Origin of the sequence: Flavobacterium sp. ZT3R18, assembly GCF_007097385.1 — a bacterium.
Classification (GTDB): domain Bacteria; phylum Bacteroidota; class Bacteroidia; order Flavobacteriales; family Flavobacteriaceae; genus Flavobacterium.
The window spans coordinates 18828-34155 of the sequence record NZ_VJZS01000014.1 but is presented as its reverse complement, the minus strand read 5'-3'; the positions used below and the strand labels follow the sequence as shown (position 1 = coordinate 34155).

Here is a 15328-nt window from a genome sequence, read left to right as displayed (position 1 = left end):
TAAATTATAAAAAATGAAATCAACATTATCTGAAATACAACAGCGTTTTGACAACGAAGTAGAGCGTTTTTCTAATTTAGAAACGGGCCAAATCAGTACTGTTGATGCGACTTTGAGTTTAGAATTATTGACCCAAGCGGCCAGTGCCTGTTGTCCTCACGCCAAACAAGTTTTGGATTTGGGCTGTGGTGCCGGTAATTATTCTTTGAAATTATTAGGGCTTATTCCTGATTTTGATTCCACTTTGATTGATTTAAGCCAACCGATGTTGGATAAAGCAAAAGAAAGAATTTCTAAAGTTTCAGAAGGGAAAATCACTACTATTCAAACGGATTTTTTGAATATGGAATTGCCTAATGATACATTTGATATTGTGGTAACTGGAGCTGCGATGCACCATTTGAGAGAAGATGAAGAATGGGAAATGGTTTTTACCAAAATATATAAAAGTTTAAAAAAGGGAGGTTGTTTCTGGATTTCAGATTTAATTAAACACGACCATCCCGCTATTGACCAATTGATGTGGAAGCGTTATGCCGACTATTTGGAAGGTGTTGGAGGCAAAGCGTATCAAGAAAATGTATTTGCTTATGTCGCCAAAGAAGACACACCGCGGTCTGTAATGTATCAATTAGATGTATTGAAAAAAGTAGGCTTTTCGTATGTAGATGTTTTACATAAAAATAGTAATTTCTCCGTGTTTGGAGGTATAAAATAATACATACGATGGATTTCAAACTCAGCACGATTGAAGATATAGATTCCATTTTTGAATTTTATGATATAGCGATTGACTATCAAAAAACCAAATTCAACAAACAATGGCAAGGTTTTGACAGAGCATTAGTAGAAAAAGAAATCTCTGAAAATCGCCAATGGAAAATTACAATTGATAACGAAATTGCTTGTGTCTTTGCCATAACATTTGAGGACAAAAGTATTTGGAAAGAGAACAATGAAGACAAAGCCGTCTATTTTCATCGAATAGTAACGCATCCGAAATTTAGAGGGCAGCATTTTGTAGAAAAAATAATCGATTGGGGATTGCCATTTGCAAAAGAGAATGGTTTGGATTTTTTGAGAATGGATACTTGGGGAGACAATCAGTCTTTAATTGACTATTATCAAAAATGTGGTTTTAATTTCCTTGGAATTATTACCCCAGATTATGAAGGTTTACCCAAACATTATGAAGGAATAACATTGAGCTTATTTGAAATTGAAGCGAAAAAGATATAACCGATGAGTAGTAATTTGATAATTTCAGAAGAAACAATTACGGATAAGATTTACATTATTCGAAATCAAAAAGTAATGCTAGACCGAGACTTGGCAACACTTTATGGAGTAGAAACAAGAGTTTTAAATCAAGCCGTTAAACGAAATATCGGGCGATTTCCTGATGACTTTATGTTTGAGGTTTCAAAAGTTGAATTTGACAACTTGATATCACAAATTGTGACATCAAGTTGGGGTGGAACCCGAAAGCTTCCTTTTGCCTTCACGGAACATGGTGTGATGATGCTTTCTAGTATACTTAAAAGCGACAAAGCTATTCAAACAAATATTCAAATCATGCGTACTTTCACAAAAGTAAAGCAAATGCTTCTGGACACTAGTGAGATGAAGATTAACATAGTGCAAATACAGAAGAAACTCGAAAATCACGATAAGAATATTGAATTGGTGTTTTCCTATTTAGACGAACTAAATGCAAAAGCGGAAGATGAAAAACCACGAGTAAAAATTGGATACAAAAACGATTAGAATATTCTAGCCAAAAGCAAATAGTACTATCAAACATGGAAAAAAGAAAAATTGAAATAATGGATACCACACTTCGCGATGGGGAACAAACCTCGGGAGTATCTTTTTCTGCCGCAGAGAAATTAACCATTGCGCAATTATTGCTGGAAGAATTAAACATTGACCGAATCGAAGTTGCCTCTGCTCGCGTAAGCGAAGGTGAATTTCAAGGGGTAAAAGGAATTATGTCTTGGGCTACCGAAAAAGGATATACCGATCGAATCGAAGTCTTGGCTTTTGTCGATGGTGGAATTTCTATCGAGTGGATGAAAAATGCAGGAGCCAAAGTTCAAAATTTGTTGACCAAAGGCTCTCTAAATCATTTGACACATCAATTAAAAAAAACACCCGAACAACATTTTGCCGAAATAGCACAATCTATTGCTTTGGCCAATGAAAACGGAATTGCGACCAATGTTTATCTCGAAGATTGGAGTAACGGTATGCGCAATTCCCCTGAATATGTTTTTCAATATTTGGATTTTTTGGCGACACAACCCGTTAAAAGAATATTATTACCCGATACTTTAGGCGTTCTTATTCCATCGGATACTTTTGAATTTATCTCTAAAATTACGGCAAAATACCCTAACATTCATTTTGATTTCCATGCCCATAACGACTATGATTTGAGTGTTGCCAATGTGATGGAAGCCGTAAAAGCAGGCATCAGCGGACTGCATGTTACCGTAAACGGAATGGGAGAACGCGCTGGAAATGCACCGCTTGAGAGTACCGTAGCCGTGATTAATGATTTCATGCCCGAAGTAAAAATAAACATTAAAGAATCGTCTTTGTACTCCGTAAGCAAATTGGTTGAAACGTTTACAGGCTATAGAATCCCTGCCAACAAACCTATTGTGGGCGATAATGTTTTTACCCAAACGGCAGGAATTCACGCTGATGGTGACAACAAAAACAATTTGTATTTTAATGATTTACTTCCGGAACGTTTTGGAAGAAAACGAAAATATGCTTTAGGAAAAACATCTGGTAAAGCCAATATCGAAAAAAATCTTCAAGAATTAGGATTAAAACTAAACCCCGAAGATTTAAAATTGGTTACCCAACGAATCATCGAATTGGGAGACAAAAAAGAAACGGTTACCAAAGAAGATTTGCCGTACATCATTTCAGACGTATTAGACAGTCAGTCCTATGAAGAAAAAATTGTAGTTGAATCATACATATTGGTTCATGCCAAAGGATTACGCCCTTCAACAACTCTTTGTTTAAAAATTGACGGAGAAATTATAGAAGAAAATGCACAAGGAGACGGTCAATTTGATGCTTTTATGAATGCACTTTCCAAGATTTATAAAACAAAAAAAATGATTTTGCCCAAATTGATCGACTATGCGGTTCGTATCCCTCCAGGCAGTAGCTCGGATGCACTATGCGAAACCATCATCACTTGGACCCACAACGGAAAAGAATTTAAAACAAGAGGATTAGACTCCGATCAAACGGTTGCCGCTATCATTGCCACACAAAAAATGCTGAATGTCGTGGTAGTTTAAATTTTCAAATTCTGATTAAAAAAATGATTCTTATGGTATTTGTGTAGAACTCAAAACATTTAAATACAATTTTCAAAAATCTTGAACCATTAAGACATTAAGAAAATTAAGGTTTGTCGCTTTTCTTAATAAACTTAATATCTTAATGGTTTGAAAAAAAACAATGAATGTTCACACTATTTCCAGTAGAAGCAAAAAATTAAAATTCAATTAAAAAATATAATTAAAAATAAACAACAATGAAATTCAATATTGCCCTTTTAGCCGGAGACGGAATCGGACCAGAAGTAATTAACGAAGCAGTTAAAGTTTCAGATGCCATTGCCAAAAAATTCAACCACGAAATTACTTGGACGCCTGCACTTACAGGAGCTTGTGCCATTGATGCCGTTGGTGTTCCTTACCCTGACGAAACGCACGAAATTTGTATGGCTGCCGATGCTGTTCTTTTTGGAGCTATCGGACACCCAAAATACGATAACAATCCTAGCGCACCCGTTCGTCCGGAACAAGGGTTATTGTTAATGCGTAAAAAATTAGGTTTGTTTGCCAATGTGCGTCCAACCTTTACATTCCCTTCTTTGATTGATAATTCTCCATTAAAAAGAGAGCGTATTGAAGGAACTGATTTGGTTTTCTTGAGAGAATTAACTGGGGGAATTTATTTTGGAGAAAAAGGAAGAAGAGACGATGGAGAAACGGCCTTCGACAACTGTGTTTATACTCGTGTTGAAGTACAACGTTTGGCTAAAAAAGGATTCGAATTAGCCATGACACGTACCAAAAAATTATGTTGTGTTGATAAAGCCAATGTAATGGAAACGTCTCGCTTGTGGAGAGAAACGGTACAAGCTATGGAAAAAGAGTACCCAGAGGTTGAAGTAAGCTACGAATTCGTAGATGCGGTTGCGATGCGTTTGGTACAATGGCCAAACTCTTATGATGTATTGATTACAGAGAATTTATTTGGAGATATTTTGACTGACGAAGCTTCTGTTATTTCAGGATCAATGGGATTAATGCCATCTGCATCGGTAGGGGAACATACTTCATTATACGAACCAATCCACGGTTCTTATCCACAAGCAACGGGATTGAATATAGCCAATCCATTGGCGACTGTTCTATCTGCAGCGATGATGTTTGAAGATGCATTTGGATTAAAAGAGGAAGCCAAAGCCATTAGAGCCGTAGTGAACAAATCATTGGAGCAAGGAATTGTAACCGAAGATTTAGTTGCCAAAGGAGTAAAAGCATACAAAACTAGCGAAGTTGGTGACTGGTTAGTTGCTAATTTGTAAAAAAATGATTGTAGATTTTTGATTAACGATTTTTGATTGCTGATGGTGAATCCCTGAAAACAAGTAATTTTGTATTTACTAACACCAAATCTACAATCAAAAATCGTTAATCCACAATCAAAAATCCTCAACTTAATTACAATTAAGTAGGGATGGAGGAAACAAAAAAGGTGTCAATTTACATTGACACCTTTTTAATATATGATTGAAAAGAATATTAATATCTTCCTCCTCTGTCTCCACCTCCACGGTTGTCTCCACCACGGCTGTTTCCACCACCATAACCACCGCGTGAATCTCCACCACGACTGTTATTGTTAAAACTTCTTCTTTCACCTTCTGGTTTTGGTTCAGATTTGTTTACAACGATTGCACGTCCTTGAACAGTAGCACCGTTCAATTCGTCAATTGCTTTTTGAGCTTCATCATCGTTTGTCATTTCAACAAAACCAAATCCTTTACTTCTTCCTGTAAATTTATCTGTGATAATTTTAACTGAATCAACTGCTCCGTAAGCCTCGAAAGACTCTCTTAAATCTGCTTCCTCAATACTGAATGGAAGGCTTCCAACAAAAATATTCATAAGTACTTATTTATAATAATTGAAGCAAATGTACTCTATTTTTTTTCTAAACAACTATAAATTAGCTTATTTATGAAATAATTTGTGATATAGAGCCTTTTAACTTTATAGCGAATCACTATTTTGGCACTAAAAAACTAATTTTAGTCGGTTTATCAATTTCCGAAACAACCCGAATAGCACTCCCAAGACCCTCTACTATTTTTTTTACAATAGAAAATTGACCCCCCTACCTTAAGTTTTAAAATCGATCTTCAATGCCTGAAATTTCAAAAAAATTAGTCTGACATTCGTTGTCGCCTCTGACTTTGTTTTGTCTGATGCAGACAACTATTTCCTCAACCTAAAAACCATCTATTTTGCAATGATAGTGAGCGGCACTTGATAAAAAACACCTTGTTGAAAATTGACATTAGGACTGGCTAGAGGATCTTTCGATTCATTTTTTGCATTAAATTTAAAAGTGCCTGTAATTGTACTATTCACGGCATCGTATTCTGTAATCTCAATTTGACCATTTCCATTATTAGTACCAGTCGAAAAAGCAGTTTTTTCGGCATATATTTCCTGAGCAAATGTGGCTCTATTTATAAGGTCCACTCCTAGACTATATACTTGAGGTTTTGTCGACTTCGTTTTTAACGTTAAAATCTCATTTTTTTTATAAGCATCCATAACCAAAGATCCATCAGGATATTGAACAGCAACAATCAAAGTCGCCCTCCATATCACATTATCTTTCAATCCCTGAAAAGAAGGGTCGCTAAACTGAACTTGATCTTCGCAAGAAACCAAAACAAAAAACAAGGCGATAACCCAAAAAAATCTACTCATACAATTGATTTTGAAACACAAAAATAAAGGATTTTAAATTAATTATTTAAATTTTCATCAAAAATCAAAGACAGAAACGCCTCTAACCCATTATCACTCATTAAAGTAACAACCAAATTAGTTTGTTTCGATAAAAGATGTATCTTTGCACCCTTAATTAATCGAGGTCGAGTACCTCAAAATTTAATCACAAGATTATGTCAGTAAAAATTAGATTACAAAGACACGGTAAAAAACAAAAACCTTTTTACTGGGTTGTAGCAGCAGATGCTCGCTCAAAAAGAGATGGTAAATACTTAGAGAAAATCGGTACTTACAATCCAAATACTAACCCAGCAACTATCGAATTGAACCTTGATAGCGCAGTAAAATGGTTGCACAATGGTGCACAACCTACTGATACTGCTAAAGCAATTCTTTCTTACAAAGGTGCTTTATTGAAACACCACCTTGATGGAGGTATTCGTAAAGGAGCTTTAACTCAAGAACAAGCTGACGCAAAATTAGCTGCTTGGTTAGAAGCTAAAGCTGGAAAAGTTGATGCTAAAAAAGAAGGTTTGACTAAAGCTCAAGCGGCTGATAAAGCAAAAGCTTTCAAAGCAGAACAAGAAGTAAACGCAAAACGTTTAGCTGCTGCTGCACAAGCAGAAGCGGATGCTATTGCTGCTGCAACTCCTGCTGTTGAAGAAGAAGTTGCTGAAGAAGCTCCTGCTGCTGAAGAAAATAACGAAACAACTGAAGCATAATTTAGAAGGCGAAGATGCGTAAAGAAGATTGTTTCTATTTGGGTAAAATCGCCAAAAAATTTAGTTTCAAAGGAGAAGTTCTGGCTTATTTAGACACGGACGAACCTGAGTTATACGAAAACTTGGAATCAGTGTTTGTTGAATGCAACAAACACTTGGTTCCTTTTTTTATTGAAAATTGCTCGTTGCACAAAAATGATTTCCTCAGAATTCGTTTTGAAGATTTGAATACCGAAGAAGAAGCCGATGCCATTATAGGCAACGACCTTTACCTTCCTCTTAAAATGTTGCCTAAACTTACAGGTAACAAATTCTACTTTCACGAAGTTATTGGTTTTGAAGTAGAAGACAAACGTCTAGGATTTGTTGGAGAAATTCAATCTATCAACGACACTACTGCCCAACCTCTTTTTGAAGTATTGAAAGGCGATGTTGAAATTCTTATTCCTATGATTGATCATTTCTTGGTTAAAATAGACCGTGAAAACAAAAAAGTCGTGATGGATTTACCGGAAGGGCTGATCGAGATGTATTTGTAGAAAAGTTTATTTGATTAACCAAATAGGATGACTTTTTGATACTACTTCTCAGTTGTTATGTTTTTAAATCAAAAATCAGCAATCGTTAATCTTCAATCAAAAATCTAATGTTTAAATTCAAACAATTCTCCATTGAACAAGACCGTTGCGCCATGAAAATTGGAACTGATGGTGTTTTACTTGGCGCTTGGGCTCCGATAGACAATAATCCATTTAGTGTTTTGGACATTGGAACCGGAACTGGAATTATTGCTTTAATGCTTTCGCAAAGAAGTAACGCCCAACAAATTGATGCACTGGAAATTGATGACGAAGCTTACGAACAAGCAGTAGACAATTTTGAAAATTCCCCTTGGAGTGATCGCTTATTTTGCTTTCATGCCGGGTTAGACGAATTTGTCGAAGAACCTGAGGATGAGTATGATTTAATTGTTTCTAACCCTCCTTTCTATACCGACGATTACAAATCCGAAAACGAACAACGCGATATCGCACGTTTCGCCGATGCTATGCCTTTTGAGGATTTGGTCGAAGCTGCCGATTTATTGCTTTCGGAAAACGGTGTATTCGCTGTCATTATCCCATTCAAAGAAGAGGGCAACTTTATGGCTCTTGCCAAAGAATACGAATTGTATCCTATAAAAATTACTAGAGTCAAAGGAACTCCAACCACCGAAATCAAGCGTAGCTTATTGGCTTTTAGCCGAAAAGAAAACGCAACTGTACTTACAAATGAATTGATTATTGAAACGGCTCGACACGTCTATACTCCTGAATACATTGAGCTGACAAAGGATTTTTATTTGAAGATGTAATAAAAATCCTTTAACTTTCTCAACTTTTTTAAAACTGATCTACTACTTTGCTAGACAGTATGTGCTACCTGGATCAACATCTCCTTCTGGAAAATTTTTACTATAAAAAGTTCTTTTAACAGTGAAACAGTCATCGTCAATACTCACAATTGTCATAATAATTCTATCCCCTATTTCCATCTGAGATTCTCCAAGCTTTTTAACGCAAGTGATTTCATATTCACAGTCGCTGATCCACTTAACACTCCAAACCAATTGAAGCACTCCGTTGTCATAACTTTCTTGAGTGGCACCTTTTACCACAAAAGTCCTTTTAGGATAGTCTGGATTATACGCTTTGAAGTTTTTAAGTTTACTGCAATCCAGAGCTTGTGTTTGTGTTTGTGTTTGTGAATACCCGATTGACCCTGCTAATAATAATAAAATAAGCGCTATTTGTTTTTTCATAATTTTGATTTTGGCTGATTTGGGGAAAACAGCTGATTAACATCTATTAATTTATCCCCCAATATTACAAAATTGTATCGCTCTATCCAACACTTCTTGCTTACTTTCTTATACCTTTTAATTGTCAGTTTTGTTTTGACATATAAGGTAATCTCAATACTACTCTGTTTTGAAAACATCCCTAAACTGGTAGAGAATACGTTCTAACAATCTCAAATCTTCGGTCACAATATCCGCAGATCCTTTCATTTCTTGCTGAAAAGGAATCTGCTTTTTATAGGAAGACTCTAATCCCTTTGGCAAAGACACATCTATTAGTAAATTACCGTCTTTGTCTGGCACCAATGAAATATTACTTACTTTCCCCCTTAAAACACCAAACTCCCTGTCAGGAAAATTGAACAATCGAATATTTACTTTTTGTCCCACCTTAATTTTTCCAGAATTCAATGCAGGAGCCTTTACTTTGCCTACATATCCTTCTTTTATTGTGGGTATGATCGAAAATACATTGTCTCCCGAGGCTATGGATTGGTTCTTTGTCCAAACTTGCAAAAAAGTAACCACTCCAGAAACAGATGACTTTAAAGTGTAGGTCAACTCCCAATCTTTTATTGCTTTTTTTAATTGATAAAAAGCTTGCATCACACTACGATCTAAATTTACTGTTTCTCTAGTCCCATTTATTTGAGAGCTTTGACTTGATTTTGTGTTCTCAATTAAAGATGATTTTAATTGAGAAATCGAGGATAATAAACTTTTATAATTCTTATCAGCTTGAAGATAACCTAATTTCTTGTTTTCAAAATCCTGGGTAGAAACTACTCCTTTATTATACAAAACTTCAAAACGATTGACATCATTTTTTTGGAGTTGCAATTCGCTTTCATTTATTGTTTTTTGCTGCTCTAATAGCCTCAACCTCTCTTTTATTTGAGTATTCTCAGAATGCTGCGCTTTGTTTTCTATTTGAAAAGGTTGCAGTTGTGTATTGAGTTCTTCGGCAGAATATTCTTTCTGGAAAATGGCATACGCACTTTCAACATCTCCTAATTGTGCTTTTTCCAGTAAATGAAACGGAAATTTTACAGTCCCATTTAAATCAAAATGATCGATACCGTTTTTTAAAATAAAAACGTCTTTATAATTGGCATTATTCTCAATTATGGCAAGTGTCGTATTTTCTAAAACTGCTGCTTTATCTTTTACTAAAATAGCTTCGATTCTTCCAGTAGTTTTAGCAACTATTTTCTCAGGTGGAATTGTAGTTGTAATGACAATTTCGGTACTTACTACATCCGGATATTTTAAAAACCAAGACACAAAAAAAAGCATCATGATGATTCCAAAAATCAAAACGGTTCCCCAGCGAATCATCCAGTGCGGAACACGAGTAAGAATATCTTGTACTTCTTCACTGCGAAGCTGGAAGTCTGGAGCTGGGAGTTGGGAGCTGGTAGCTGGTAATTCAGGCATTTTTATTGTTTTATTTTAGATTTGAAGGCTATTAACATATTCATTAAATTAAAAGCTTCATTATAATGTTTATCAAATATTTCTTTACTAATGTAATTTCTTCTCTCCGCTTTATATAAGCAAGTTATTGTTTCTGCCAATGAACGAACAGAATATCCTAAAAATCGATTGAATTCTAGATTAGATTGTAAAATTGAACCTTCCGAAATATTTAAAGCTACAGAATCTGAAGCTCTAAGAATTTGTGACGAAAGATTATACATTTCTTCCGAAAAAACATTTGCAATTTGGTTGTCAGGAACCCACTTTTTTTTATTCGGAAGAAAAATGTCTTTTGTTGTGGGTTTCATTTTTAGGAAATTGTATCGAAAGCTTATGAATATCCCCTCCAAAATCCATTGCTCTTTGCCAGATTATTAATCTTTCAAATTTAAAACTCATAGTGTGTGTTTATTAGCGGGGAGTTTGAAGCTGGGAGCTGGAAGTTCGAAATCGCAATATCGAGAACACCCCCGCTTCCAACTTCCATCTTCCAACTTCCAACTTCCAACTTCCATCTTCCTTCTTCCTTCTTCCTTCTTCCTTCTTCCTTCTTCCAACTTCCATCTCCTTCTTAATTCCCTAATTGCAATTGATTTCTAACCAATTCAAAATAATTTCCTTTTTGTTCTACCAATGCCGAATGACTTCCCATCTCGATAATTTTCCCTTTGTCTAGCACCACAATTTGATCGGCATTCATTACTGTACTCAATCGATGCGCAATAACCACTACCGTTTTATTCTTAAAAAAAAGATCCAGTTTACCCATAATTACTTTTTCATTATTGGCATCCAAGGCTGAAGTAGCTTCATCAAAAAACAACATTTCAGGGTTTTTGTAAACAGCTCTGGCAATAAGTAATCGTTGCTTTTGTCCGGTACTCATCCCTACTCCTTCACTACCTATTTTAGTATTATATCCTAGTGGTAATCCTAAGATATATTCCGTGATATTGGCCACATCTGCTGCATACACCAGACGCTCTTTATTAATTAAATCCACTCCTACGGCTATATTATTGGCGATCGTATCATTAAAAATAAAGCCTTCTTGCATTACAGCACCTATGTTGGCTCTCCAAGATTTTTGTGCAATATTTTTGAGTTGGGTATTTCCTAAATTGATTTCCCCTTTGTCCGGATCATAGAATTTAAGCAATAGTTTCATTAAGGTAGTCTTTCCACTTCCGCTAACGCCCACGATAGCGGTAACTTTTCGGGCAGGAATCGTTAAATTCAGATTGTCCAAAACAGAAATATCCGACCCCAGATAACGGTAACACAAATCCTTTATAACAATAGCACTGTCTTTTGGAATATCGTGTGTTTGATGCATTTCTTGTTGGGACTCATCTTCTTTTTCGTGAATTTCAGACAAACGAGCCAAGGAAATTTTGGCGTCTTGCAATTCACGGACAAACTCAATAAGTTGGGTAATTGGGCCATTCAAACTCCCCACGATAGAACTTATTGCCATCATCATCCCTAAAGTAATGGATCCGTCTATCACTAATTTTGCCGAAAGGAAAATAATAAAAATGTTCTTTAACTCATTTATAACCGATGAACCAATCGTTTGTGTTTGTTCTAGTACCAATCCTTTTATAGAAACCCGAAACAATCTCGCCTGTACGTATTCCCATCCCCAGCGTTTTTGTTTTTCGGCATTGTGCAATTTAATTTCCTGCATCCCGTTGATGAGCTCCATCACTTTACTTTGTTCCTGACTTACTTCCGAAAATCTCTTGTAATCCAACTCTTTTCTTCTTTTAAGAAATAGGGTAATCCAACCAAAATACAGTATGCTTCCTGCAAAAAACACAAAGAAAATTTGAAGGTTATAATAGGCCAATACCCCTCCCATAATAAACATATTGATTACAGAAAACAATACATTTAAGGAAGAAGTAGTTAAAATTTTTTCTATTCGATGGTGATCATTTATGCGTTGCATGATATCTCCGGTCATTCTAACATCAAAAAATGAAATGGGCAAATTCATTAATTTAATAAAGAAATCTGATATTAGGGAAATATTTATTCTTGTAGAAAGATGCAAAAGTATCCAACTCCGAATGAGTTCTAGTCCTGTTCTTCCCGCAAAAAGAAACAATTGCGCAAACAGTATGAGATAAATAAAATGAATATTTTGATTCTGAATCCCAACATCGACAATACTTTGTGTCAAGAAAGGAAAAATAAGCTGCAACAAACTGCTGGCTAATAAACCAACGCTTAACTGCATTAAGAAGGATTTGTATCGCAATACATATTGAGACAATAATCCAAATCCAAATCCCTTATTTTCTTCCTTGTCAAATTCAGACTGGAAGAACTTTGGCGTAGCTTCCAGTAATAAAGCAATACCCTCCTGAGTAGTATCATCGGCATTATTCCCTATCCAAAATTTTATAAAATCGGATTCATTATACTCAATTAACCCAAAACCGGGGTCTGAAATAAAATACCTTCCTTTTTTAACATTATACAGGACTACATAGTGTTCTTTGTTCCAATGCAAAATACAAGGCAAAGGCACTTCTTCTAGACTTTTTAAATTGAGTTTTACTCCCAAAGTTCTAAAGCCTATTTTCTCGGCAGCATCACTTAGAAATAATAAATTACTGCCTTCGCGAGTGGTCTCGCTAAAATCTCTTAATTCTTGAATGTTTATCGTTTTGCCATAATGCTTGGCAATAATTTTTAAGCAGGTAGGGCCGCAGTCTTTAGAATCGGCCTGTTTGTAGTTGGGAAATTTCTTCAATGTAACACTTATTATTTTGAAAGCAAATTAAGACATTTATTTCATATAACTACTATAAAAAAATAGAGAGAAAAATAAATCTTCTCTCTACTATCTTTATGAAAAAATTGAACTATAGACAAATGTTTTCACTAACGCGACATTTTCCAGTACTCGCATTATAAATGCCCCCTTCATCAGCACATTCGGCTGCTGTCATTGTCCAATAAAAGGTTCTAATACATCCATATCCCCCATTAATTGATTTTTGCTCCTTTTTAGTTAATTGTTGAGCTCCTTCTAATTTTAAAATGTTTTTTAACATGATTTATAGTTTTAATAATTTAGTTAATGCCCCAATCATTTTAAGACACTTGAGGTTTGTGTCTATCTATCGTATTAAACCGTTTTAACAATAAACACAGATCCAAGTTCTGCCTATACGAAGTGGACATGAATACATTTCGGTTTCAGGATCATAGCAATTTGGAGGTGTATCTCCACCGCAAATGCTTTTTTGCTCATTTCTAGTTAATTTTTGAGTACCTTCTAATTTTAAAATGCTTTTTAACATGATTATACGTTTTTAGTAGTTTAATTAATACCCAATTTTTTTTGAGAAACTTACTTTCTCTCTAAAAAAAGCAGTTATTATATTTAGAGTTTAATACAATGACTTTAAATAAGTAGAATTATTAATAGAATACCTTTACAAGAAGGAGCTAATAAAGAAAATTTAATAGCTCCTAAATGAATTGTTTTACTACAACTTTATATTATTGTCCCAAACAAGCGTCATCCCATAGAGAACAAACTCTAGTTCTAGGATTCCATCTTAAACAACAGATCGGCACATACCCACCCGAAATACTTTTTTGCTCCTTTTTAGTTAATTTTTGAGCTCCTTCTAATTTTAAAATGTTTTTTAACATGATTTATAATTTTAATAATTTAGTTAATGCCCCAATCATTTTAAGACACTTGGAGTTTTGTGTCACTTGAAATTCCGAATAAAAGAAGCTATGCAATAACACTCCTTATCACATAGCTCCCTCTTTATAGTAATCTAAATTATGGACACATCATCCCATTCTTTACACATCTATAAGGACCTGAATCCTCACATTGATGTGTTCCAGCCGGACAACCTATTAGTATCCCGCCAATTAAAGTTTTTTGCTCATTTTTGGTTAATTTTTGAGCCCCTTCTAGTTTTAAAATATTTTTTAACATAATATAAAGTTTTAGAAATTGGTTAATCCCCTATCATATCAGTACACTTAGGGGGAGGGTACCTCTGTCGAAATGAAATACATGCTTAAAATAAAGCAGATTAGTGTTAAAACTTAAATGAATTTAGGTTTGATTTCTTATGGGCAATATTGTCCACTTTTTATACAAAATCTGCCATCACCTTCACAGTCGTAAGTTCCCCATGGACATTTTCTAATCAATAGACCTCCATCAATTTGTTTTTGCTCATTCTTAGTTAATTTTTGAGCCCCTTCTAGTTTTAAAATTCTTTTTAACATAATCTAAAGTTTTAAAAGTTTAGTTAATACCCCAATCATTTTAAGACACTTGAGGTTTGAGTCTTTATGTTTAAAATAACTTCAAAAAAGACTATTTACTTCAATTGTAATCTTAGTAAAAAGTTTCTGTATTATAAGTTTGAAAACATTAAATCTCTTCTCCACTACAGATCCATTTCCAACGACCGTTTTCGAAAATACGAATTGGATATCCGAACTCGCAATATGGAAGACCTCCTTTAATAACTTTTTGCTCCAATTCCGTCAATTCTTGAGCTCCTTCTAATTTTAAAATCTTTTTTAACATGATAATAGTTTTTTATAGTTTAGTTAACACCTCAATCATTTTAAGACACTTGAGGTTTATGTCCAATGTTATTTAACTCAACATGCATGGAGTCCCTTTTGGAGCACACGAACACAATCCTGTATCTGGACAGCAAATAAAAATATCTATACCTTGACATGCTCCCGCTCCGTTAATTGACTTTTGCTCTTTTTTAGTTAATTTTTGAGCTCCTTCTAATTTTAAAATGTTTTTTAACATGATTATTGTTTTTATTCTTTAGTTAATACTCCAATAGTTTTAAGACACTTGGAGTTTATGTCTTTGACAATGTTAAAAAGTCATAATGACAACAGCTATTGCCATTGTCATTTTTTATCTTTAAAAATATAAATACCCACCCTTGTTGTAAGTACTGATTAAAACTCAAGCCAACGAGTTAAATCACTCAAATATTATTCTGTCGGAAAACAACGGCCATACCTGCATTCAAAGTCCAATCCACAATTAATCCTTTCACATGAGCCACCACCAATGATTGATTTTTGCTCATTCTTACTCAATTTTTGAGCTCCTTCTAATTTTAAAATGTTTTTTAACATGATTATAGTTTTTAATATTTAGTTAATACCCTAATCGTTTTAAGACACTTGGGGTT

The 15328-nt window shown here is 34.7% G+C and carries 21 protein-coding genes; 8 read left to right on the top strand and 13 right to left on the bottom strand.

Features of this window, described 5'->3' with window-relative positions; translation table 11 throughout:
- The first annotated feature begins 13 nt into the window (after positions 1 to 13).
- The 5 genes from FNW52_RS14535 (at position 14) to leuB (ending at position 4627) form a co-directional block, all read left to right on the top strand.
- Positions 14 to 718, top strand: a complete 705-nt coding sequence (locus FNW52_RS14535) for a class I SAM-dependent methyltransferase (RefSeq protein WP_143378175.1) — start codon at positions 14 to 16, stop codon at positions 716 to 718.
- Positions 719 to 726: 8 nt separating this feature from the next.
- The gene (locus FNW52_RS14530; protein ID WP_143378174.1) at positions 727 to 1239 is read left to right on the top strand and encodes a GNAT family N-acetyltransferase; all 513 of its coding nucleotides are present in this window, start codon (positions 727 to 729) and stop codon (positions 1237 to 1239) included.
- 3 nt (positions 1240 to 1242) lie between these two features.
- Positions 1243 to 1767 (top strand): ORF6N domain-containing protein, encoded by a 525-nt coding sequence (locus tag FNW52_RS14525; RefSeq protein ID WP_143378173.1) that lies wholly within the window; start codon positions 1243 to 1245, stop codon positions 1765 to 1767.
- A gap of 35 nt (positions 1768 to 1802) precedes the next feature.
- Positions 1803 to 3326, top strand: coding sequence for an alpha-isopropylmalate synthase regulatory domain-containing protein (locus FNW52_RS14520; RefSeq protein WP_143378172.1), 1524 nt, complete (start codon positions 1803 to 1805; stop codon positions 3324 to 3326).
- A 239-nt stretch (positions 3327 to 3565) separates the two neighbouring features.
- A complete protein-coding gene (leuB, locus tag FNW52_RS14515) occupies positions 3566 to 4627 on the top strand; it encodes a 3-isopropylmalate dehydrogenase (RefSeq protein WP_143378171.1) in 1062 nt (353 codons plus the stop codon).
- 217 nt (positions 4628 to 4844) lie between these two features.
- Here the strand turns inward: leuB and FNW52_RS14510 are convergent, their stop codons facing one another.
- Entirely contained in the window at positions 4845 to 5210 is a 366-nt protein-coding gene (locus FNW52_RS14510; RefSeq protein WP_116759447.1) for an RNA-binding protein, read from the bottom strand.
- Positions 5211 to 5564: 354 nt separating this feature from the next.
- Positions 5565 to 6044 carry a DUF6252 family protein gene (locus FNW52_RS14505; RefSeq protein ID WP_143378170.1) on the bottom strand — a complete coding sequence of 160 codons (480 nt, stop codon included), beginning with the start codon at positions 6042 to 6044 and terminating at the stop codon, positions 5565 to 5567.
- Positions 6045 to 6241: 197 nt separating this feature from the next.
- On the opposite strand from FNW52_RS14505, the gene FNW52_RS14500 reads away from it, so the two are divergent.
- The 3 genes from FNW52_RS14500 to FNW52_RS14490 all read left to right on the top strand — a co-directional run bounded on the left by FNW52_RS14500 (position 6242) and on the right by FNW52_RS14490 (position 8144).
- Positions 6242 to 6790 (top strand): 30S ribosomal protein S16, encoded by a 549-nt coding sequence (locus tag FNW52_RS14500; RefSeq protein WP_143378169.1) that lies wholly within the window; start codon positions 6242 to 6244, stop codon positions 6788 to 6790.
- A gap of 14 nt (positions 6791 to 6804) precedes the next feature.
- Positions 6805 to 7329, top strand: a complete 525-nt coding sequence (rimM, locus tag FNW52_RS14495; RefSeq protein WP_143378168.1) for a ribosome maturation factor RimM — start codon at positions 6805 to 6807, stop codon at positions 7327 to 7329.
- Between the two features lie 107 nt (positions 7330 to 7436).
- A complete protein-coding gene (locus FNW52_RS14490) occupies positions 7437 to 8144 on the top strand; it encodes a tRNA1(Val) (adenine(37)-N6)-methyltransferase (RefSeq protein WP_143378167.1) in 708 nt (235 codons plus the stop codon).
- A 42-nt stretch (positions 8145 to 8186) separates the two neighbouring features.
- Here the strand turns inward: FNW52_RS14490 and FNW52_RS14485 are convergent, their stop codons facing one another.
- The 11 genes from FNW52_RS14485 to FNW52_RS20790 form a co-directional block, all read right to left on the bottom strand.
- Complete coding sequence (locus tag FNW52_RS14485) at positions 8187 to 8591, bottom strand: hypothetical protein (protein WP_143378166.1); 405 nt, start codon at positions 8589 to 8591, stop codon at positions 8187 to 8189.
- 159 nt (positions 8592 to 8750) lie between these two features.
- The gene (locus tag FNW52_RS14480; RefSeq protein ID WP_143378165.1) at positions 8751 to 10067 is read right to left on the bottom strand and encodes an HlyD family secretion protein; all 1317 of its coding nucleotides are present in this window, start codon (positions 10065 to 10067) and stop codon (positions 8751 to 8753) included.
- A gap of 2 nt (positions 10068 to 10069) precedes the next feature.
- Positions 10070 to 10417 (bottom strand): four helix bundle protein, encoded by a 348-nt coding sequence (locus FNW52_RS14475; RefSeq protein WP_143378164.1) that lies wholly within the window; start codon positions 10415 to 10417, stop codon positions 10070 to 10072.
- A 263-nt stretch (positions 10418 to 10680) separates the two neighbouring features.
- The gene (locus FNW52_RS14470) at positions 10681 to 12873 is read right to left on the bottom strand and encodes a peptidase domain-containing ABC transporter (RefSeq protein WP_143378163.1); all 2193 of its coding nucleotides are present in this window, start codon (positions 12871 to 12873) and stop codon (positions 10681 to 10683) included.
- A gap of 112 nt (positions 12874 to 12985) precedes the next feature.
- On the bottom strand, positions 12986 to 13177 hold the full coding sequence (locus FNW52_RS14465) for a hypothetical protein (protein ID WP_143378162.1): 192 nt from the start codon (positions 13175 to 13177) through the stop codon (positions 12986 to 12988).
- An 84-nt stretch (positions 13178 to 13261) separates the two neighbouring features.
- Positions 13262 to 13426, bottom strand: a complete 165-nt coding sequence (locus tag FNW52_RS20815; RefSeq protein WP_185965997.1) for a hypothetical protein — start codon at positions 13424 to 13426, stop codon at positions 13262 to 13264.
- A 202-nt stretch (positions 13427 to 13628) separates the two neighbouring features.
- On the bottom strand, positions 13629 to 13784 hold the full coding sequence (locus FNW52_RS20810; protein WP_185965996.1) for a hypothetical protein: 156 nt from the start codon (positions 13782 to 13784) through the stop codon (positions 13629 to 13631).
- 139 nt (positions 13785 to 13923) lie between these two features.
- Complete coding sequence (locus tag FNW52_RS20805) at positions 13924 to 14085, bottom strand: hypothetical protein (RefSeq protein ID WP_185965995.1); 162 nt, start codon at positions 14083 to 14085, stop codon at positions 13924 to 13926.
- Between the two features lie 137 nt (positions 14086 to 14222).
- The gene (locus FNW52_RS20800; protein WP_185965994.1) at positions 14223 to 14384 is read right to left on the bottom strand and encodes a hypothetical protein; all 162 of its coding nucleotides are present in this window, start codon (positions 14382 to 14384) and stop codon (positions 14223 to 14225) included.
- A 148-nt stretch (positions 14385 to 14532) separates the two neighbouring features.
- Complete coding sequence (locus tag FNW52_RS20795; RefSeq protein ID WP_185965993.1) at positions 14533 to 14691, bottom strand: hypothetical protein; 159 nt, start codon at positions 14689 to 14691, stop codon at positions 14533 to 14535.
- A gap of 72 nt (positions 14692 to 14763) precedes the next feature.
- Positions 14764 to 14931, bottom strand: coding sequence for a hypothetical protein (locus tag FNW52_RS20790; RefSeq protein WP_185965992.1), 168 nt, complete (start codon positions 14929 to 14931; stop codon positions 14764 to 14766).
- Between the last annotated feature and the right edge of the window lie 397 nt (positions 14932 to 15328).